Below are 17,754 nucleotides of genomic sequence, written 5' to 3'. Positions count from 1 at the left end.
TCGCCGTTTGCTCTCACCCACACGTCGAAGCAGAACCGCCCAGATTGACACCCGGCGCAAACTTTTCTCGATGACCTTCACCAAGCACTTCGCCTCCGCACCGCGCGGCGAACCAGACCGCGAGTGGGCCGCCCTCACGCTGCTGGCAGCCGCCGTACCAGACCTGGTGCCAACACCGCTGTCCCGCGGCCGCCTGTGGGTGACCATGTCGCGCGTCCCAGGCAACCCCCTCACCGACCCAGCGACACTCGAGCAGGTAGAAGCGCTAGGCGTCGCACTGGACCGGCTGTGGTCTGTCGACCTACCCGCACTCGGCCGCTCGGAGCCTGCGCTTACACCGCTCGACTACTCCGCCCTGATTGACAGAACCTTCACGGCGCTCGTCCCACTGCGCGACCGCGACGACGTCATCGGCGCAGCCGCCGCCGCGAGTGCCGGGCTCGACTGGTCCGACCTGTTGGTGATCCACGACCCGGTCGTCGCGCACGGCGACCCGAACCTGGCGAACTACCTCTGGGACGGAACGTGCTTACGCATCGTCGATTTCGAGGACGCCGGGCTCGGCGACCGCACCATGGAGCTCGCCAACCTCCTCGAGCACCTGGCCGGCCGCCGTACCGACTGGACCCCACTGCTCAACCGCTGGCCCGTCGACCCGGCTCGCCTCCAGACCGCCCGCACACTGTGGGCCGCGTTCTGGCTGGGGCTGATCGGTCCCGGCGGCCCCAGCGCTTCGCGCAACCCACCTGGTACGGCAGAGGCCCAAGCTCAGCGGCTGCTGGACCTCATCGCTCCACAGTGAGTTCGGCGAGCCGGTCCGGGTCGGCGAGGATGTTGAGTTCGGTGATCTTGCCGTCGGTGATGGTGAAGGCCATGACCGACTGAATGCGACCGTTGACGACGGTGACGCTGCCAGGGACGCCGTTGATCAGCGCGAGCTCGGTGTACGGCGCAAGGCGGGTGAACATCAGCGCCTGCTCCACGACCGCCAGCGCACCGCGGACGACCTTCGAAACCGCCGGTCCGCTGTCGCCATCGCCTGCATCGGCCCGCAGTACGACATCCGGGTCCAGCAGCACCAGCAACCCCTCGAAGTCACCATCACGCGATGCGGCCAGGAACGCGTCCACAATGGCGCGCTGACGACTTGGGTCACCGTCGTTGGCCGGTGCGCCCTGGACGCGCCGCCGGGCCCGGCTGGCGAGCTGCCGTGCGGCAGCCGGCGACTTCCCGACGACCTCCGCCACCTCGTCGAAGCTCAGCCCGAACATGTCGTGCAGCACGAACGCCAACCGCTCAGCCGGCGCGAGAGTCTCCAGTACGACGAGGAGTGCGAGCCCGACCGCATCTGCCTGAACCGCCTCGTCCTCGGGCGCCCTGGTGTCCGCCTTCAACGAGACCGGGTCGGGTACGAAGGTGTCGAGTGAGTCCTCACGCCGCGACTTCCGGCTCCGCAGCATGTCCAGGCACACCCGGGAAACCACAGTGGTCAGCCAACCAGCCAGATTGGCCACTTCACTCACGTCAGAGCGACTGAGCCGCAGCCAAGCCTCCTGTACGGCGTCCTCGGCCTCGCTGCGCGAACCGAGCATCCGGTACGCCACCCCGCGCAGGTGGTCCCGCTGCTCCTCGAAACTCCGCGCCAGCTCGTCCACTGCTGTGCTCCCCTCCTGTTGCCCGTCCGGTCATTTCCTTGACGGATCGCGACCACATCATGTGACACGGTGCGAAGATCTTGAGACATGACCTTCTCTGACGACTTCGACGGCCCAGCACTCGACCTGTCCGTCTGGTCGCCGTACTACCTGCCGCAGTGGAGCTCGCGCTCCGCGACGGAGGCCACCTATGCGCTGAGTGACTCCTGCCTGACGCTCAGCATCCCCACCGACCAGGGACTGTGGTGCGCCGGGGACCACAAGCCGGACCTGCGCGTCTCAGCCCTGCAGTCCGGTAGCTACTCGGGTCCTGTCGGCACCACTATCGGTCAGCAGCCGTACCGCGACGGACTGCTCGTTCAAGAGGAGCAGCCGCCGTTCTGGGGCTGGACTCCCTCCGGTGGACGCGTCGAACTGCGCGCTCGCGCCGAGCTGAGTCCCCGGTCGATGGCTGCGCTCTGGATGGTCGGACTGGAGGATCAGCCCGAGCGGTGCGCCGAGATCTGCATCATGGAGGTCTTCGGCGACGCTGTGGTACCCGGTGAGTCCGCTGCGGTCGGCATGGGCCTCCACAGCTTCCGTGACCCATCGGCGACCGAGGACTTCGAGGCTGTCCGGCTGCCGATCGACATCCGCGAGTTCCACACCTACTCGGTGGAGTGGTCCGACGGCGTAGCGGAGTTCAGCGTGGACGGTACGCCGATCCGCCGGTGCACGGGTGCGCCGACGTACCCGCTGCAGTTGATGCTGGCGGTGTTCGACTTCCCGGACCGGTCCGTCGGTGACGACGACCACCTGGTGCCGACGTTTACCGTCGACCACATCGTTGCGTAGGATCACAGCCATGTTCATGCGCGCGGGGATGTGGTGGGCCGTCGACTAGACGGCTGCTTCCGCGTGTAACCACTCCGGCCGTCTCTTCCGAGGCGGCCGTTGCCATGTCTCCTCGTAAGCGACGGTCCCTGTTCCGAGGACTTGCTCATGGCAACCGCACTCCGGACCTGGTCCGGCCTCATCTCCGCCCTGCTGAACGGCTCTGACCTGACCGCGGCCGATACCAGCTGGGCTATGGACCAGGTAGTGCTGGGCGATGTCTCCCCGGCCCAGATCTCCGGCTTCCTGATCGCGCTGCGCGCCAAGCGCGAGACAGCCGACGAGTTGCTCGGACTGGCCTCAGCACTCCGTTCGCACGCGACACCTGTGCGGATCGACGGCCCCTTCATCGACATAGTCGGGACCGGCGGCGATCGGACCGGTGCGGTCAACATCTCCACCATGGCCGCCGTCGTGGCAGCCTCGACCGGAGTGACCGTGGTCAAACACGGCGGCCGAGCTGCCTCCTCATCCGCAGGCGGCTCTGCCGATTTGGTCGAACAGTTGGGTGTTCCGCTCGACCTGTCCGCCTCTGAGGCAGCCAAGTCGGCCGCTGACGTTGGGCTTGCGTATCTGTTCGCACCGCGGTTCAACAGCGCGCTGCGCCACGTGGCCGTCGTACGGCGGGAACTCGGCGTACCGACCGCGTTCAACGTGCTGGCACCATTACTGCACCCGGCTGATCCACAGCACCAACTGGTCGGGGTAGCGAATCCGCAGCTGCTGCCTGTGATCGCTCAAACCCTTTGCCAGCAAGGGAAAACGGCACTGGTCGCTCGTGGCGATGATGGGTTGGACAAGCTCACCACGACCACGTTCTCCCGGCTATGGCTCGTTGCTGACGGGACTGCGCGCGAGACGGTCTTCGATCCGCGAAGCGTCGGTCTGCGGCCCACCACGCTGCCAGCCCTGCGCGGTGGTGATGCGGCGACTAACGCCCACACACTGCGTGCCTTGGTCAACGGCTCCGCGCCCGGCCCGGTCCGGGACGTCGTACTGCTCAATGCAGCGGCCGCCCTGACCACACTGGACTTGCAGCCCGACAACTTCCTCGACCAACTGGCGGCATGTCTCGACGTGTGCCGGGCCGCACTGGACAGTGGCCGAAGCGCTGCGCTCCTCGAGCGCTGGACAGTACGCTCAGCGTGATGGACACGTTCGAGCAGCTCGTCGAGCCGTGGCGCGGTGAACTGCACGCGCACTGCTACCGCATGCTCGGCTCGTTCGCAGACGCGGAGGATGCGGTTCAGGAGACGTTGCTGCGGGCATGGAAGGGCCTGGACGAGTACGAGGACCGCGGCTCGATTCGGCCCTGGCTCTACAAGATCGCCACGAACCGCTGCCTCACGCTGATCGAGCGCCGCGGTCGCCGCGAGCTCCCGGTGGATGCAGAGGAGGCTACTCTGTGGCTGGAGCCGTACCCGACCAACCGTCTCGACTGGACCACTCCCGAGACTCGAGTGGCAACGCTGGAGTCGGTGGAACTGGCATTTGTCGCCACCCTGCAACACCTGTCGGCTCTGCAACGCGCAGTACTCCTGCTGCGCGACGTACTGGCGTTTGCTGCGCGTGAGGTCGCTGAGCTGCTCGATACGTCAGTGGCTGCGGTCAACAGCGCACTGCAACGCGCGCGGGCGGTAGTCGGGTCAGTTCCGACACAGCAGGCCACTCTGCGCACGCTGGGCGAACCTGCGCAGCGAGACCTGGTACGGCGGTACATGGCCGCGTGGGAAGCCGGTGACGTCGACGCGATCGTGGCGATGCTGGCGGACGATGCGAAATACTCGATGCCGCCGCTGCCGCAGTGGTTCGCCGGGCGGGCAGCGATCCGGACGTTCCTGGAGGAGGGGCCGCTGCAGAGCCAGTGGCGCCTCCTGCCGGCCAGTGCGAACGGCCAGCTCGCAGTGGGCACGTACATCCTGGAGGGCGATCGCTACGTGCCCGCAGGCCTCGATCTGCTGGTCCTTCGCGGCGGTGAAATCGCAGAGGTCGTGTCGTTCCTGGAGGCGGAGTTCGCGCCCTTCGGATTGCCGACCGAACTGCCGCGATGAGTTTCCGGCGGTCGCCGGGTTCTATGGGTATGACAGACGAACAGCAAGTCCGCACCCTGATCGAGCGCTGGGTCACCGCAGTCGACACCGGTGACCTGGCCACAGTCCTCGCCGACCATGCCCCCGACATCGTCATGTACGACGTACCGCCGCCGTACGAGGGTGTGCGCGGGCTGGACGCCTACCGGGAGACGTGGCCCGGCTTCTTCGAGTGGCAACAGTCCGGCGCGTGCTTCGAACTGGAGTCGCTCGACGTGACAGCCGGCGCCGATGTCGCGTTCGCCTTCGCTCTCCTGCGCTGCGGCACGCCAGACGAGTTCAAGACCAACCCTGACCTCCGCCTCCGCCTCACCCTCGGCCTCCACCGTCAGAACGGACGGTGGACCGTCACTCACGAGCATCACTCGTTCCCGCTTCAGCAGGTCTCGTAGGGTGGTGGGGTGGAGTCCCCGGTGTTCCTGCGTCCGCTGGAGCTTGCTGACATCGCGACGTACGCGGACTGGGGTGCAGACCGCCGGCTGTGCGAACACGCCGGGTGGACTCTCGATCTGCCGCGGCCGGCGCACGAGGCTCATTGGCAGCGCACGCTCGAGAAGGGCGAGCTGCTGCGCCTGGCCGCGGTCCGGGGCGACGAGGTGATCGGGTACGTCGACCTCGCCGGGACCGACTCGGATCACCGGGAGCTCGGCTACGTTGTCGGCCCCTCGACCCGCTGGGGTGAGGGGCTGGGAACGACCATCGCCCGGCTGGGGCTGGAGCACGGCTTCAGCGTGCTGAGTCTCGACTGGGTCGGCGCCGAGGCGGCCGAGACCAACCAGGCGTCGGTGCGCATTCTCCAGCAGTTGGGGATGACCGAGACCGCCGACCACGGTGTCGACACCTACCTGGGCACTCCCACGCCCACTCGGTGCTTCCGCATCAGCCGCGAGTCATACCTGCTTCAGAACCCAGTCCCTGAAGGAAAGTAGCGCCGTACGGTCCCAGTCGTGCCCGTCGGTCTCTCGCTCTGCAGCGGAGACCGGCGTGGCGCTCCGGTAGCAGCTCAGCGCCTGCTCCACGACCGCGTGGTGCGCTTGTGGCAAGTGCTCACGCGCCCAAACCGCACCCTCTTCCTTGCTGAGCACAGTCCCAGGTCCCAGCTCCAGAGTCGCCAGAACGCGGCATGCGTTCAGCACGCCGTAGTACGGCGACTTGAGCAGTGCGTCGCCTGCCATCACATCCTGCAGGTCCTCCAGCACCGCCGACAGGTAGTCGTCGTACGGGACCGGTGCGAACACCTCGTCTGGCGGCGGACCGCTCAGCGCCACGCCACGCTTCCTGGTGACAGTGATGTGCGCAGCCAGGTCCGGATCAGCACCTGAGCCTGTGTAGTCCACCTGGTTGCCGAGAATCGCGTCTGTCCACGCTGCGGAGTAGTGGACTTCGTACGGGCGCGGGTGCTCATGAGTCGCAGCCTGCTCAACCGTGAGCACCGACATCTCAAGATCACCGAGCACCGGCCGCGCTGCCGCCGTACCGGCGAACCCTCTGGCAATCCGCTCCCGCTCCGCCGGAGTCAGCCGCGCGGGCACCACCACCAGCAGGTCCACGTCACTCTTGGCTCGGTAGAAACACCCCATGGCCAACGACCCGTGCACGTAGGCCCAGCCATCCACCAGACCAGCCGCCCGCAACACATACTCGCGAACATCCTCGTCACAGTCCGCCCAAGACTGCGCCCGCCCGCTCACATGCACCACCATGCTCGCGACACTAGCCCGCCCGCATCACTACCTGCACCGGGGTTTTCAGCGCCCGACAGCCCCGTCGATCTGCTCCCGCAAGATGTCCGCGTGCCCGGCGTGCCGCCCAGTCTCCTCAATCATGTGCACCAGCAACCACCGCATCGTCGACACGCTCCCGTTACGCGCTATCGGAGGCGCAGCAGCCGTCAGGTCGTCATACCCCGCGATCACCTCATTAGCCTCCCGCACCGCCTCCCGGTAGCCCGCCACCACCGACTCCACGGTGTCCTTCGCACCCGGCCGCATCGTCGCCGGCCAGCTCCGCACATCCGCCCCCAGGAAGTAGTACCGCTCCACAGCAGTCAGATGCTTAACCAGCCCCAACACACTCGTCCCCGACGACACCCCCGCCGTCCGCACCCCCGGCTCCGGCGCCCCCTCAGCCTTCCGAGCCACCCCCTCACGCAGGTAGTCAAGAAACCCCACCAGAGTCTCCTTCTCACTGCCACCAGTCCCCGGCGGCCCCAAATCACTCTTCTTCGTCACCCGCCCACCATGCTGAGCGCCCAATCCCCAAAGCAAGAAAATTCGCCGTAATGGCAACACCTCACTCATCAGAGCACCGAACCCCCCGGCTCCTGAGGAACGTGCGAATCTGCGCCGAGTGCACCTGCAGGTGCATCCCCGGACGCACCAATTCTCCTGACGGGGAGGTCGCCAGTAACGCGCGCACAGGCCGATATCGGCGTGGCTCACAGGAGCGAAGTCTTTCTTGATCGGAGCGTGTAAACGCCGTCCAACGACACATCTTTGGACGGCGAATGGAGCGCCGAACAGGCCTCTGACCTGCGGTTTTGCGATTCTTGCGCCGTCCGGATCTTTCTTGATCGGAAGCTGCACAACTCGGACGCCCACGCCGTTTCCGGGGCTCGGCAGCCACCGAACCGACCACGCAGAATCGGACTCATTCGAGCCAAGGCACTCAGCGCCTCGTCTCGTACCTGGCCAGGGTGATGCCGCCGGAGAACGTTCGCGTCTCGACCAGATTCAGGTTCACGCAGCTGTCGAGTGCGGTGAAGAACGGCGTACCGGCGCCCACCAGCACCGGGTGGGTGACGACCTCGTACTCGTCGATCAGGCCGGCTCGCATGGCCGCCGCGGCTAGCGTGGCGCCGCCGACTCGCATGGGAGCGCCGTCTTCGGCTTTGAGGCGGGTGATCTCCGGTACGGCGTCGCCCGTGAACAGGCGGGTGTTCCAGTCGACCTTGTCGATCGTCGAGGAGAAGACCACCTTCGGCGTGTCCCGCCAGTTGCGTGCGAACTCGATCTGCGCCGGGGTCGCGTCGGGCTGTTGGTCGCCGGTCGGCCAGTGGGAACTCATCGTCTCCCACAACTTGCGCCCGTACATCAGCAGCCCGATCGCCAGCTCCTCGTCGAGCCAGAACTGGAACAGCTCGTCGCTCGGCACGCCCCAGCTGATGTCGTCGCCAGGCGCGGCGATGTAGCCGTCCAGGGAGAGGTTCATGCCGTAGATCAGTTTCCGCATGGCGCCATGCCTTTCTTCAGTCCGGTGACTGTCACCCCTGCAACGAACGCCTCACCCCGGTTCCGACAGGTCAGTGGCATTAAATTCTCAACGCAAACCTGCCCTGGCGAATAGGCTCGCGGTCGTGACTGACGGCGACTGGAGAGATGGCGGGTTCCGGCAGCGTCGGCCCTCCGACGAGTCTCTCGACTGGGTTGCGGCGTCGATGGGTCGGGGCAGTCGCGTTGTCGGCTACCGCCGAATGACCGGTGGCGTCTGCTCCGCCGTGAACCGGCTGACCGTCGAACACCGTGGAGTGCGAACGTACGTCGTACTACGCCAGTACCCGAGCGGACTCGGCCTGCAGGAACCCTTGGAGCAGGAGATCGCCAACCTAGGCGTGGTCGCCGGAAGCGGACTCCCGGTTCCGACCATCCTGGCAACCGATGTCGCCGGTACGTCGACCGGTGGCTCGCCATCGCTGCTGATGACGCGGCTGCCCGGGCACGTTCACCTCAACCCGACGGAGCCACAGTCGTGGCTGACGAGAATCGCAGAGCTTGCCGTCCTGCTGCACTCCCTCAATCTCCCCGCCAAGACGCTCCGACCCTGGACAGACTCCTGGATCGCTCCCCTAGACGCGTTTCAGGTCCCAGCCGGCGCCCAAAAGCCAGCCGTCTGGAAGGCAGCCTTCAATGCCATGGCCGCACCGCCGCCAAAGGACACCGCCGTCTTCCTCCACTGCGACCTCCTACCCGTCAACCTCCTGTGGTCCCGCGGCAAGATCACCGGACTGACCGACTGGAACGGCATCCATCGGGGCTCGCGCGCGATCGACATCGGTCACTGCCGCCGATACCTGGCGGCGCTCTACGCACCCGAGTGGGCGGAACAGCTCCGGACGCTCTACGAGTCGGCCGCCGGGGTCACTCTCGATCCGTGGTGGGACCTGTACGCCCTGCTGCACTATGACGACAGCGGGTCGAAGTGGATCCTCGATCAGGTCGCCGGACGCCGCCCCGTCGACGTACCCGGCATGACCGCCCGGGTCGAGGTCGCCGTCGAGACCGCGCTCCGGCGCCTCGGATAAGACCCTTGAGCGGAGGGCGTGGGATTCGAACCCACGATGACGGTCACCCGCCATACCGGTTTTCAAGACCAGCGCACTCGGCCACTATGCGAGCCCTCCTGGCGGCTTGCCGCCGAGCGTTGAGGATAGCGCAGAGGCGGTTATAGGGTGCGAGGTGCATGGCGGAGTGGCCCTCTGGAGTTTCTTGATGCCTTCTCTTCGTGAGACCGTGCTGCCGGCTGCGCTTGGGCCCGATTTTCGGCGGATCTGGCCGGCGGCGATCATTTCGAATCTGGGTGACGGGGCGCTGCTGGCGGCGGGGCCGTTGCTGGTGGCTTCGATCACCAGTGCGCCGGCTGCGGTCGGGGCTGCGGCGTTTGTGCAGCAGTTGCCGTGGTTGTTGTTTGCGTTGTTCAGTGGTGCGTTGGCCGATCGGCTCGACCGGCGGACGATGATTGTTGCCGCTGACCTCTTTCGCGCGGTTGTCCTTGCTGCGCTGGGTGTTGCGGTGCTGGTCGGTACGTCGCCACTGTGGGCGATCTACGTCGCGCTGTTCCTGCTTGGTACGGCGGAGACGTTGGCTGACAGCGCATCCGGCGCGCTGCTGGTGAACGCCGTACCGAAAGACCAGCTGGGTAAGGCGAATGCCAGGCTCTACGCCACGGGGACCCTGGTGCAGCAGCTCGGCGGCCCGCCGTTGGGGGCGTTGCTGTTCGCGGCTGGTGCGGGTGTGCCACTGGTGTTCGACGCGGTCACGTTCGCGGCGGCTGCGGTGCTCATCGCGCGGGTGACCGTCCGGCCGGCACCTGTCGAGTCCGCTGGTACGGCGCTCTGGACCGAGGTGCGCGCCGGTGTCAGCTGGCTGTGGGGGCACGTGGGTGTCCGGACGTTGGCCTGCTCGATCCTGGTCATCGAGACGGTGGTCCACCTGGTTCTGGCGCTGACTCGGAGCCCCTGGGTCGCCGGCGCGACTATGGCGGTGTTCGGCGTGCACGCGGTGGTGTGGGGCATTGTGTCGACCACAGCGCGTCAACTGGCGACACCTGATGCGCTGATGGGTCGGGTCAACAGCGTCTACCTGCTGGCATCGGTTGGCGGTGCGGCGATCGGCTCTGCGCTGGGCGGCCTGCTGGCGCAGCGGTTCGGTCTGACTGCGCCGTTCACTGCGGCTTTCGGCGCCATGGTACTGATGACTGCGGTGGCGTGGCGGCCGCTGCGACACGTGTCCGTACGGCGGGCGGCCGCCGTACCGGACTGAAATCGGGTCGCACCGCAGCCTGGGACTGGTAAGGATGGAGCATGCCCTCAGCGACCTCCCTCGGCCTACCCAACGTCCGCGGGCGGTTACCACTGCTGATCGGTCTGGCGATCGACTCGTTCGGTGGCGGCTGCGCCGGGCCGCTGTTGCTCCTGTACTTCGTTCGTGTCGCCGACATCCCGCTAGGTACGGCGGGTGTGCTGCTGACCGTCGCCACCCTGTTCTCCATCGCGGCTCCGGCCGCGGTGGGCGTGGTGATCGACCGGATCGGGCCGCGCGGCCTCGTGGTGGGCGCCCAGTTCGCGCAGGCGCTCGCCTTTGTCGGCTTCTTCTTCGGCCGATCGATCTGGCTGCTGTTCCTGTCTGCGCTGGTCACGACGATGGGCCAGCGGGTGTTCTGGTCCTCGATCTTCAGCCTGCTGGCAGATGTCGCGGACGACGGCGACCGGGACCGGTGGTTCGGACTGGGCGGGATGATGCAGGCCGGTGGGTTCGCACTCGGCGGTCTGGCGGCCGGAGCGCTGCTGGCGATCGGTGGGACGACACCGTTCCTGGTGGCGATGGCGGTGAATGCAGTGACCTTCTGCCTGGCCGGTCTGCTCCTGCTGCGACTGCACCCGTCACACCACCTGCGGTCGACAGAGGACTCTGGGCCTGCGCCACTGCTCCGCAAGGACAGGCCGTTCCTGATCCTGATCGCTGCCAACACACTGCTCGCGCTGTGCATGATGATGCTCGGCGTCGGTCTGCCGGTCTACATCGCCGACGCGCTGCCGACACCGGAGTGGCTGCTTGGCCCACTCCTCGCCGGCGTGTCCGTCGTACTGGCGACCTTGCAGACGGTCGTGGTCCGGCGTACCGAGAAGCGACGCCGTACGACGGCGCTGGTCGTGACCGGGGTGGTGTGGGCGGTCTGGGCGTTGCTGATGGCGTCGCTCACGCAGCTACCGACCGCGTTGGTGACGGTAGCCCTGGTGCTCGCCACTGTCGTCTACGCGTTTGCCAGCCTGGTGCATTCGGCCACGAACAACGCGCTGGCGGCCGGCGTCGCACCGCTCGTCGGGCGCGGGAAGTACCTGTCGTACTGGCAGTACAGCTTCACCTTCGCCAGCATGCTCGCACCCGCGTTCTTCGCCCAGCTCTTCGAGATACGGCACGAGCTGCCATGGCTGGTGACCGCCGTGATCGGACTCGTCGCCGCCGGCATCATCGCCGCCGTCACACCAGCCCTCGGAGCACGAGCGAATCGAGCCGACTGACGTGTCAGGATGTGATGTCTCAGGACATCGGTGACAGTTCTGTGTCAGGACATAGTTCCAGTCGGACACAATCCGGTGGTCACCTGGCCGGGCAGACCTCAGCCGCCTGGACGAAGACGTGACACATCTCCCGCGACCGCACCGTTGGTTGTCGAAACCTCTTGCGGGACGGGCCGGTGCCTGTACAGAACAACTAACTCCCGGCCAGGTCGTCGGCGGTGCCGACGACGGCTGGGCCGATGTCGCTCGGCATATGGCCCACGACGAGTGCGATGGCCTGCTCTGCAGTATCGGCCTCACCGACAACTGTTCCTCGGTGTGGGCCGCACACGCGGTATCGCCCGTCGCGCAGGGGATCAACGAACGGCACTACCCAGGTGAAGGGGAAACCGGTGCAGGTGCTGAAGTGGAGGGACCAGTGACTGGTGACTGGATAGAGCTGCCGGAGCTTCGGCTCGGCATAGGCGGCTTCCACCAGATCGCGAACTGCTGGAAATGGGATGTCCTCCGCCATTTCCTCCCGAACGAGGCGCCACATCATGGTGACAGCGTCGGCAGGACCGCGCTCGTGGGCCTCTGCAAGTTCGTTGAAGGTGATGAACGGGCAGAGGTCTCGCAGTTCCCGCAGGGTTGCACCGGTTCGCCAGGCTGCCGCGGCTTTGGTCACCGCGTGGAGATCGTCCGTCGTGCCGTGGATGAGGCTGACGCCTCGACTCCAGCCTTCGATGAGAAACCGTCGTTCCTGAGCAGCGAGCCAAATCGAGTAATACTCGAGGCCTGGGGCCGCGCCGGTGACCGTTGCCCAGTTAGGGTCCGAGTTGCTCCGCTCAACCTCACCGAGATCGAGTCCCATCTCGTCGGCGACCTGCTCCAGTGCTGCGGCGAGACTGCCTGCGGCGGCCAGGTCTGGATACAGGTCTGGGTTGGGCCTCTCGGACGGGATTGCGGCGCTGTCGGAGGACTGCTGGCTCATTGAAGCAGTCTGGCGGCTCCTGCAGGTCCCCGCTATCCGCGAGTCCGTGAGACCGCAACCTAGTAGCTGGCGGTGTGCCCGTCCGAGTCGAAGGCCGAGCCCTGACTGAGCCGGTTCTGCTTGAAGCCGGCAATGTCCTGATCTCGGCTACTCCGGAAGGCCATACCTTGCGCGCTGGCCGAAGAAGTGTCACCACCAAGCGCCCGGAAGCGTCACCGATGTCCTGATACAGATTCGTCACCGATGTCTTGAGACACAACAACTGACGTGTCAGGATTCATTGCGGTCGATCGAACATCTGTTCTAATGTTGCCCTAGTTCGAGGTTTCTCCACCTGGACGTCCGGGCGGCCGAGTCTCCCACCTTTGATGTGGACGGCCGCAGACGGACCTGCCGCCCGGGGTGTGAGGTCCCGGGCGACGGAGAACCGCCCATGAACCACAGACCTTCGTGTACGACTGAGGGAAAGGTGATGCCCAACGGAGGGATGAGCTCGATGCTGCTCGAACATCGCGGCCGGCGACCGGTCGTGCCCGAATCCGCTTATGTCGCACCATCGGCCGTGCTCTGCGGCGCTGTCGTTCTTGGCGAAGGCAGCAGGGTCCTGCATGGTGCGGTCCTGACGGCGGAGAACGGCGAGGTCCGGCTCGGCACGAACAGTGTGGTGATGGAGAACGCCCTGGTCCGCGGCCGGGCGAAACATCACGCAGTGCTCGGCGACGCGGTCCTGGTAGGTCCCCATGCACACGTGAACGGCGCCACGGTCGAGGACGAAGTCTTCATCGCCACGGGCGCTGCGTTGTTCCCCGGTTCTGTCGTCGGCGCGGGCGCGGAGCTCCGGATCAACAGCGTGCTGCACGTCAACTCGCGCCTGGAACCCGGCGCGGTCCTCCCGATCGGCTGGATCGCAGTCGGAGACCCGGCTCAACTCTTCTCGCCCGACCGGCACGAAGAGCTCTGGCAGGTCCAACGCGAGCTGGACTTCCCCGGCACTGTGTACGGCGTCCCGCGCGGAACCGGTATGCGCGACATCATGGCGCGCCAATCCGCGTTCTTCGGCGCCCATCACGAGGACCGGGAGCTACCCGCCGACTGATTCGATCCTGTTTACTCGAATCGCTGTGGTGACACCGGGCTGGGCACGGGCTTGGAAGGGAGTGCGCTGGTGACGGACGTCTATACGACTCGGCCGTTGTCGCCGGAGACCTGGGACGACTTCGCTGCGTTGGTGGAAGCCAACAACGGGGTGTGGGGCGGCTGCTGGTGCATGGGCTTTCATGTCGAAGGGTTCGGCGAGGCACCTCATAGCGCCGAACGCAACCGCGCCGCAAAGCGCGCCCACGTGGACCAAGGCACAGTGCACCAGATCCTCGTCTACGACGCCGACGGAACATGCGTGGGTTGGTGCCAGTACGGCACACCGGCGGAGCTGCCCAACATCAAGAACCCGGCCAAGTACGCCGCCGGCGGCGCAGTCCTGCCCGCGTGGCGGATCGGATGCATCTTCACCGGAAGCCGCCATCGCGGCCGTGGTGTCGCCCGTGCGGCTGTCCGGGGCGCACTGGATGCGATCCAGGCAGCCGGAGGTGGAGTGGTGGAGGCGTATCCGGAGCAGACCGTCGATCGGAAGCCGCAGCGTGGCGCGTACCTGCAAACCGGCCCGGAGGAGCTCTACGAGCGGTTCGGCTTTGTGCGTGACCGACAGATCGCCAAGTGGCGGTGGGTGATGCGCGCGGAAGTCTGACGACTGTGACTACGCGGTGAGGCGATCAGCTTCGGCCAGGAGGAGGTTGCCGAAGGGCTGGAAGCCGATGCTGCAGGAGTAGACGCCGCTGACGACTCGGTGGATGGTTCCCCAATCCCAGATGGCGTCGGGGTCCACGCCGGTGCGAGAAGCCAGGTGCTCGGTCCGCGCCCGGAGGTCGTCGCCGAGGTCCGGGGTGCACCGCACGATGGTGCCGAGATCGCATGCCGGTTCGGCGCGTAGTCCGGCGGGGTCGATGAACTTGTAGCTGCCGTCACTCGCCTTCAGGGCGTTCATCTCGTGGATATCACCGTGGACCAGCACCGCGGTCCGATCGTCGTGAGCGAGGCGACGACGATGCATGCACTCGAGCGCATCCGCCACCGTGGCCGGCGAACACGGTCGCCCTGCCCGTTCCCAGAGTTGAGGCAGCCGATCGGCGTACCGCTCTGCCAAGTCCGCACCAGTTGGAAGGCCAACGTCGGGACCGATCGGCCGCCACAGACGAACTGCTGCGTCGCACAGCAGGTCGTGTTGGGTTGCCGGGTCGGACACGACGTCGTACATCGGAGCCCCCAGGCGCTCCAGCAGAAGAGCTTGTCGACCCACGTCTTCACGCAACAGCCTTGCGCATCCCTCCCCGTCCGCCAGGCGCAACGCGATGGCCTCCGGCTCGAGATCCCGACCTGGCACACCGATCTTGAGAACCGCCGCAGTTCCGTCAACCAGCGTCGCCTCGACGACCAGAGCAGCGAGACCACCAGAGAAGCTGGGCCCGATCACCAGAGACCACTCCCGTGCCAGCGAGTCGACCACGGCTGGTACCTCGTCCAGCCAGGACTCGTTCCCGCTGGCTGTCACGGTTCTGCGGACTTGGTCCGGAATGTGAAGGCTCACCTGGCCAGCCTAGAACTCCAGCCATAACTACCCTTCGACTGGTTCGATGCTGTGTAGTTCGAAGCGGCGTACTTGGGTGGGGGACTTGCCGGCGCAGGTTAGGCGGGCGTCGAGGGTGTCGAAGTGGATTGATAGTTCGACGACTACGTGGGTGAGGGTGACTTTGTAGTGGTGGTTGGGGAGGGGGTGGATTTGGGTGGGGCGGAGGGCGGTCAGGTCCAGGGAGTGGCCGGCTTGGCGGGCGTAGTGTTGGGCGGCTTGGACTGGTGGGGGGAAAGTGCCGGCGCCTCGGAGGAGGTCGGGGACTACTCGGCCTTCGGCGTGGTGTTTGGCGACCTCTAGTGCGCGGTCGGGAGTGACTTGGCCGTAGAAGAGGGCTTGGGGGAGGACGACCACATTCCCGGCGAAGCGGTCGCCGCCGATGTGGCTGCATTCCCAGGTCCGGTCGGGGTAGGCGGCGGTGAGGGCGGCTGCTACTGGGCGGCCGCGGACTGCGCAGCAGGCGTCGTGGCGGCCGTGGGTGCAGACGAGGTAGATCGGTTCCTGGGTTGGCGGTTGGAGGTCGGTGAGGTTGCCGGCGGCAACTGCCTTCAGGACGGTGACTAGGTCGGCGTCGGCGTCGAATTCGCCCCAGCGGATGGACTCGTGTCCGGGACGGCAGTCCACCAAGGCATAGCGTCGTACGACGGCTTGGTCCGCGCGGCCGTGGCGTCGGATGAGGACTGGGCGGTAGCCGAGGTCGGCGCAGCGGCGGGCTACTTCGGGGCCGACGTGTGGAAGGGCGGTGAGGGCCTGAGGCGGCCACGGCGTGCGGGACTCGATCAGGAGCCACCGGTCGGCGGGCGGAGCGGTGGCCATCAGTGAATCGCCGCGCTGGAGTGCCATCGCCGCACAACCGGTCTCGGACCGATAGCGGCGGTCGGCCGGAGCCGAGGGCGCCGCGGAGGTGGGATCCAGGGGAGTTGTCACTAAAACGCAGCTTATGACGTGGGGACCAGCACAGCTTCCCTTAGCAGGCGGCGGACGAGTACCAACTGGTCTTCGACCGGGAGCCCGGGCAGCGTGCCCACCTTGTGCTCCTGGCCGTTCAGCAGCTGACTGAGAGCCTGGCCAACCGCAGCAGGGAACGTGATGGTTCGGTCGGGGAGCTGCAGCGTCACCGGGTCTGAGCCCAAAACCAGCCGGTGCCGGAGTCCGCCGCGAAGGCGAACCGTGGTCCCCGGCGCGAGAGTCGTGAGCGCGGCGGCGTGGGCCAGGGGCGGAATGGATTCGGGGCGGTTGGCGGACCAGGTACGGCGACGGAGGCGCAGCGCCAGGTCGTCCACCGAGGTGGAGCGAAGCTGGGCGATCAACAGCTCGGTGACCTCCGGCAGCACCTCGGCCAGTTGGGTCGGGTCGCCTGGGTCAAAGCCGATCGGCAGTGCGGTTCGAAGGGCTGGTTCCCGAGCGGCCAGGGCGGCCAGTTCTTGGACCAGCAGGTAGCGCGTCAGCGTGTGGAGTCCCACAGTCAGGTGGGCACTGACTCCGCCCAGAGTCTTGGCTGAGTGGAGGAAACCACGCGGGACATACAGCGCGTCACCCGGCCGCAGCACCTCGTCGACTACCGGCGACGTGTCGCGGGCCGCTGCGGCTACCTCGGCGGAGTGGTCGGTCCACGGCTGATTGCGGAGCGGGTCCACGTGAACTGGCTCGTGGACGGTCCAGTGCTTCTCGCCGGCCACCTGCAGTACGAAAACGTCGTGTACGTCGTAGTGCGCGGAGAACCCCTGTGACTCGGGCGGGGTGATGTAGGCGTTGATCTGCACCGGGTGCCCGGCATCTGTCGACAGCTGAGTAGCGAAGTCGACCAGTGCGGGCCAGGTGCGATGCAGTGCTTGCAGTACGACGGTGTGCCCGCTGGCGAACAGCGCTGCGACCTTGTCGTCGCGCACCTGGTCGGAGATGTCTGCGCCGACACCTCCCGAGCCGGTGAACTGACTGTCGCCGACAACCGACCCGTTCTTGGCGATGCGCAGGAACGGTGTGCGGAGACCGCGGCGGGACAGCAGTTCGTCGGCAGCGGTCAGTGTGAACAGGTCGTCGTACGGCGCGGGCAGGTCCGGGGCGTGCGACAACAGCGCACGTGAACCCCAGTAGGTGCTGCCGAACTCGTCGAGGTCGCCTGCCACGCAGCGCCGAAGAGCCGGACGGTCAACCGTCTCGGCAGGATCTGGTTGCGGTCCGGCTCCCGGCACTGTCGTCACCAGCTTCCGGAGTTGCCGCTCGCGCCTCCATCGGCACCACCGTCGGTCGCATTCGCATCGGCGCCACCGTCGGCCGGCCCCTCGCCACCAGAGCCAGAACCCGAGTCCGAGTCCGAGTCGCTGGAGCCAGAGCCGGAGCCGGAGCCGTACCCGTCGCCGCCACCACCGTCGGCACCGCCATCAGCACCGCCGTCGGTGCCTCCTCCGACCGCACCGCCGTCAGCCGGCCCCTCTTCGGATCCCCCGCCGCCGAAGCCGCCCGAGTCCCCACTGGACTCGCCACCCGCGCCGCCGTCGGCACCACCGTCGGTGCCGCCGCCTACTGCGCCACCGTCAGCGGGACCCTCCGAGCTCCCGTATCCAGATGGCGTGTTGCCACCGGCCTGGGTGTCGTTGCCCTCAGTCGAACCGCCGTACTCACCGCTGTCGGACGAAGTGTTCATGTCGTCATCGTTCAGACCCATGATGCTGCTCCCTTCACTG

General features: G+C 66.8%; 20 protein-coding genes and 1 tRNA gene. 11 read left to right on the top strand and 10 right to left on the bottom strand.

The window, feature by feature from the left end:
• The first annotated feature begins 70 nt into the window (after nucleotides 1–70).
• Nucleotides 71–802 (top strand): aminoglycoside phosphotransferase family protein, encoded by a 732-nt coding sequence (locus ABD231_RS33955; protein WP_344161438.1) that lies wholly within the window; start codon nucleotides 71–73, stop codon nucleotides 800–802.
• On the opposite strand, the gene sigJ is transcribed toward ABD231_RS33955, so the two are convergent.
• The gene (sigJ, locus tag ABD231_RS33950; RefSeq protein WP_344161435.1) at nucleotides 786–1,655 is read right to left on the bottom strand and encodes an RNA polymerase sigma factor SigJ; all 870 of its coding nucleotides are present in this window, start codon (nucleotides 1,653–1,655) and stop codon (nucleotides 786–788) included. The two genes, ABD231_RS33955 and sigJ, sit on opposite strands and share 17 nt — an antisense overlap.
• Before the next feature lie 87 nt (nucleotides 1,656–1,742).
• Here sigJ and ABD231_RS33945 point away from each other — a divergent pair, with 87 nt between their 5' ends.
• The 5 genes from ABD231_RS33945 (at nucleotide 1,743) to ABD231_RS33925 (ending at nucleotide 5,547) form a co-directional block, all read left to right on the top strand.
• The gene (locus ABD231_RS33945; RefSeq protein ID WP_344161432.1) at nucleotides 1,743–2,489 is read left to right on the top strand and encodes a glycoside hydrolase family 16 protein; all 747 of its coding nucleotides are present in this window, start codon (nucleotides 1,743–1,745) and stop codon (nucleotides 2,487–2,489) included.
• Nucleotides 2,490–2,636: 147 nt separating this feature from the next.
• A complete protein-coding gene (trpD, locus tag ABD231_RS33940; protein WP_344161429.1) occupies nucleotides 2,637–3,677 on the top strand; it encodes an anthranilate phosphoribosyltransferase in 1,041 nt (346 codons plus the stop codon).
• Nucleotides 3,677–4,579 (top strand): sigma-70 family RNA polymerase sigma factor, encoded by a 903-nt coding sequence (locus ABD231_RS33935; RefSeq protein ID WP_344161426.1) that lies wholly within the window; start codon nucleotides 3,677–3,679, stop codon nucleotides 4,577–4,579. The genes trpD and ABD231_RS33935 overlap by 1 nt, the downstream gene beginning before the upstream one ends.
• Nucleotides 4,580–4,608: 29 nt before the next feature.
• On the top strand, nucleotides 4,609–5,010 hold the full coding sequence (locus ABD231_RS33930; protein ID WP_344161423.1) for a YybH family protein: 402 nt from the start codon (nucleotides 4,609–4,611) through the stop codon (nucleotides 5,008–5,010).
• A gap of 9 nt (nucleotides 5,011–5,019) precedes the next feature.
• On the top strand, nucleotides 5,020–5,547 hold the full coding sequence (locus ABD231_RS33925) for a GNAT family N-acetyltransferase (protein WP_344161420.1): 528 nt from the start codon (nucleotides 5,020–5,022) through the stop codon (nucleotides 5,545–5,547).
• Here ABD231_RS33925 and ABD231_RS33920 read toward each other — a convergent pair.
• From ABD231_RS33920 to ABD231_RS33910, 3 genes are all read right to left on the bottom strand, one after another.
• Complete coding sequence (locus tag ABD231_RS33920) at nucleotides 5,509–6,321, bottom strand: aminoglycoside adenylyltransferase domain-containing protein (RefSeq protein WP_344161418.1); 813 nt, start codon at nucleotides 6,319–6,321, stop codon at nucleotides 5,509–5,511. The genes ABD231_RS33925 and ABD231_RS33920 overlap by 39 nt on opposite strands.
• Before the next feature lie 45 nt (nucleotides 6,322–6,366).
• Nucleotides 6,367–6,789 (bottom strand): DinB family protein, encoded by a 423-nt coding sequence (locus ABD231_RS33915; protein ID WP_344161413.1) that lies wholly within the window; start codon nucleotides 6,787–6,789, stop codon nucleotides 6,367–6,369.
• A gap of 496 nt (nucleotides 6,790–7,285) precedes the next feature.
• Complete coding sequence (locus ABD231_RS33910; RefSeq protein ID WP_344161410.1) at nucleotides 7,286–7,849, bottom strand: dihydrofolate reductase family protein; 564 nt, start codon at nucleotides 7,847–7,849, stop codon at nucleotides 7,286–7,288.
• A gap of 124 nt (nucleotides 7,850–7,973) precedes the next feature.
• Between ABD231_RS33910 and ABD231_RS33905 the strand changes: the two genes are divergently transcribed.
• A complete protein-coding gene (locus tag ABD231_RS33905; protein ID WP_344161407.1) occupies nucleotides 7,974–8,918 on the top strand; it encodes a phosphotransferase family protein in 945 nt (314 codons plus the stop codon).
• Between the two features lie 10 nt (nucleotides 8,919–8,928).
• Here the strand turns inward: ABD231_RS33905 and ABD231_RS33900 are convergent.
• Nucleotides 8,929–9,017 (bottom strand) — tRNA-Ser (locus tag ABD231_RS33900).
• 88 nt (nucleotides 9,018–9,105) lie between these two features.
• On the opposite strand from ABD231_RS33900, the gene ABD231_RS33895 reads away from it, so the two are divergent.
• Together ABD231_RS33895 and ABD231_RS33890 are read left to right on the top strand one after the other, a co-directional pair.
• Entirely contained in the window at nucleotides 9,106–10,155 is a 1,050-nt protein-coding gene (locus ABD231_RS33895; RefSeq protein ID WP_344161404.1) for an MFS transporter, read from the top strand.
• A gap of 41 nt (nucleotides 10,156–10,196) precedes the next feature.
• Nucleotides 10,197–11,414: an MFS transporter gene (locus tag ABD231_RS33890; RefSeq protein WP_344161401.1), complete on the top strand. Its 1,218-nt coding sequence runs from the start codon at nucleotides 10,197–10,199 to the stop codon at nucleotides 11,412–11,414.
• A 193-nt stretch (nucleotides 11,415–11,607) separates the two neighbouring features.
• Here ABD231_RS33890 and ABD231_RS33885 read toward each other — a convergent pair whose 3' ends face one another.
• The gene (locus tag ABD231_RS33885) at nucleotides 11,608–12,387 is read right to left on the bottom strand and encodes a DUF6193 family natural product biosynthesis protein (protein ID WP_344161398.1); all 780 of its coding nucleotides are present in this window, start codon (nucleotides 12,385–12,387) and stop codon (nucleotides 11,608–11,610) included.
• A 472-nt stretch (nucleotides 12,388–12,859) separates the two neighbouring features.
• Here ABD231_RS33885 and ABD231_RS33880 point away from each other — a divergent pair, with 472 nt between their 5' ends.
• Both ABD231_RS33880 and ABD231_RS33875 read left to right on the top strand, forming a co-directional pair.
• Nucleotides 12,860–13,483, top strand: a complete 624-nt coding sequence (locus tag ABD231_RS33880) for a gamma carbonic anhydrase family protein (RefSeq protein WP_344161395.1) — start codon at nucleotides 12,860–12,862, stop codon at nucleotides 13,481–13,483.
• 69 nt (nucleotides 13,484–13,552) lie between these two features.
• Nucleotides 13,553–14,131, top strand: a complete 579-nt coding sequence (locus ABD231_RS33875; protein ID WP_344161392.1) for a GNAT family N-acetyltransferase — start codon at nucleotides 13,553–13,555, stop codon at nucleotides 14,129–14,131.
• 9 nt (nucleotides 14,132–14,140) lie between these two features.
• Here ABD231_RS33875 and ABD231_RS33870 read toward each other — a convergent pair whose 3' ends face one another.
• Genes ABD231_RS33870 through ABD231_RS33855 form a run of 4 tightly spaced genes read right to left on the bottom strand, consistent with a single transcriptional unit; the run spans nucleotide 14,141 to nucleotide 17,735 of the window.
• Nucleotides 14,141–15,028, bottom strand: coding sequence for an aminoglycoside phosphotransferase family protein (locus ABD231_RS33870; protein ID WP_344161389.1), 888 nt, complete (start codon nucleotides 15,026–15,028; stop codon nucleotides 14,141–14,143).
• A 27-nt stretch (nucleotides 15,029–15,055) separates the two neighbouring features.
• Nucleotides 15,056–15,997 carry a ferredoxin family protein gene (locus ABD231_RS33865; RefSeq protein WP_344161386.1) on the bottom strand — a complete coding sequence of 314 codons (942 nt, stop codon included), beginning with the start codon at nucleotides 15,995–15,997 and terminating at the stop codon, nucleotides 15,056–15,058.
• 11 nt (nucleotides 15,998–16,008) lie between these two features.
• A complete protein-coding gene (locus ABD231_RS33860; protein ID WP_344161383.1) occupies nucleotides 16,009–17,271 on the bottom strand; it encodes a cupin domain-containing protein in 1,263 nt (420 codons plus the stop codon).
• The gene (locus ABD231_RS33855) at nucleotides 17,268–17,735 is read right to left on the bottom strand and encodes a BatC protein (RefSeq protein WP_344161380.1); all 468 of its coding nucleotides are present in this window, start codon (nucleotides 17,733–17,735) and stop codon (nucleotides 17,268–17,270) included. The genes ABD231_RS33860 and ABD231_RS33855 overlap by 4 nt, the downstream gene beginning before the upstream one ends.
• Between the last annotated feature and the right edge of the window lie 19 nt (nucleotides 17,736–17,754).

It is taken from the genome of Kribbella yunnanensis, assembly GCF_039529655.1.
GTDB lineage: Bacteria > Actinomycetota > Actinomycetes > Propionibacteriales > Kribbellaceae > Kribbella > Kribbella yunnanensis.
Note: the sequence above shows the minus strand (reverse complement) of the source record. Positions and strands in the feature narration are given on the sequence as shown.

What these genes read in the sequence shown, in the direction of transcription:
- ABD231_RS33930 (WP_344161423.1), top strand. Translation starts at nt 4,609, where the DNA reads ATGACAGACGAACAGCAAGTCCGCACCCTGATCGAGCGCTGGGTCACC.
- ABD231_RS33855 (WP_344161380.1), bottom strand. Translation starts at nt 17,735, where the DNA reads ATGGGTCTGAACGATGACGACATGAACACTTCGTCCGACAGCGGTGAG.
- ABD231_RS33955 (WP_344161438.1), top strand. Translation starts at nt 71, where the DNA reads ATGACCTTCACCAAGCACTTCGCCTCCGCACCGCGCGGCGAACCAGAC.
- ABD231_RS33910 (WP_344161410.1), bottom strand. Translation starts at nt 7,849, where the DNA reads ATGCGGAAACTGATCTACGGCATGAACCTCTCCCTGGACGGCTACATC.
- ABD231_RS33895 (WP_344161404.1), top strand. Translation starts at nt 9,106, where the DNA reads ATGCCTTCTCTTCGTGAGACCGTGCTGCCGGCTGCGCTTGGGCCCGAT.
- ABD231_RS33945 (WP_344161432.1), top strand. Translation starts at nt 1,743, where the DNA reads ATGACCTTCTCTGACGACTTCGACGGCCCAGCACTCGACCTGTCCGTC.
- ABD231_RS33920 (WP_344161418.1), bottom strand. Translation starts at nt 6,321, where the DNA reads ATGGTGGTGCATGTGAGCGGGCGGGCGCAGTCTTGGGCGGACTGTGAC.
- trpD (WP_344161429.1), top strand. Translation starts at nt 2,637, where the DNA reads ATGGCAACCGCACTCCGGACCTGGTCCGGCCTCATCTCCGCCCTGCTG.
- ABD231_RS33880 (WP_344161395.1), top strand. Translation starts at nt 12,860, where the DNA reads ATGCCCAACGGAGGGATGAGCTCGATGCTGCTCGAACATCGCGGCCGG.
- ABD231_RS33885 (WP_344161398.1), bottom strand. Translation starts at nt 12,387, where the DNA reads ATGAGCCAGCAGTCCTCCGACAGCGCCGCAATCCCGTCCGAGAGGCCC.
- ABD231_RS33890 (WP_344161401.1), top strand. Translation starts at nt 10,197, where the DNA reads ATGCCCTCAGCGACCTCCCTCGGCCTACCCAACGTCCGCGGGCGGTTA.
- ABD231_RS33935 (WP_344161426.1), top strand. Translation starts at nt 3,677, where the DNA reads ATGGACACGTTCGAGCAGCTCGTCGAGCCGTGGCGCGGTGAACTGCAC.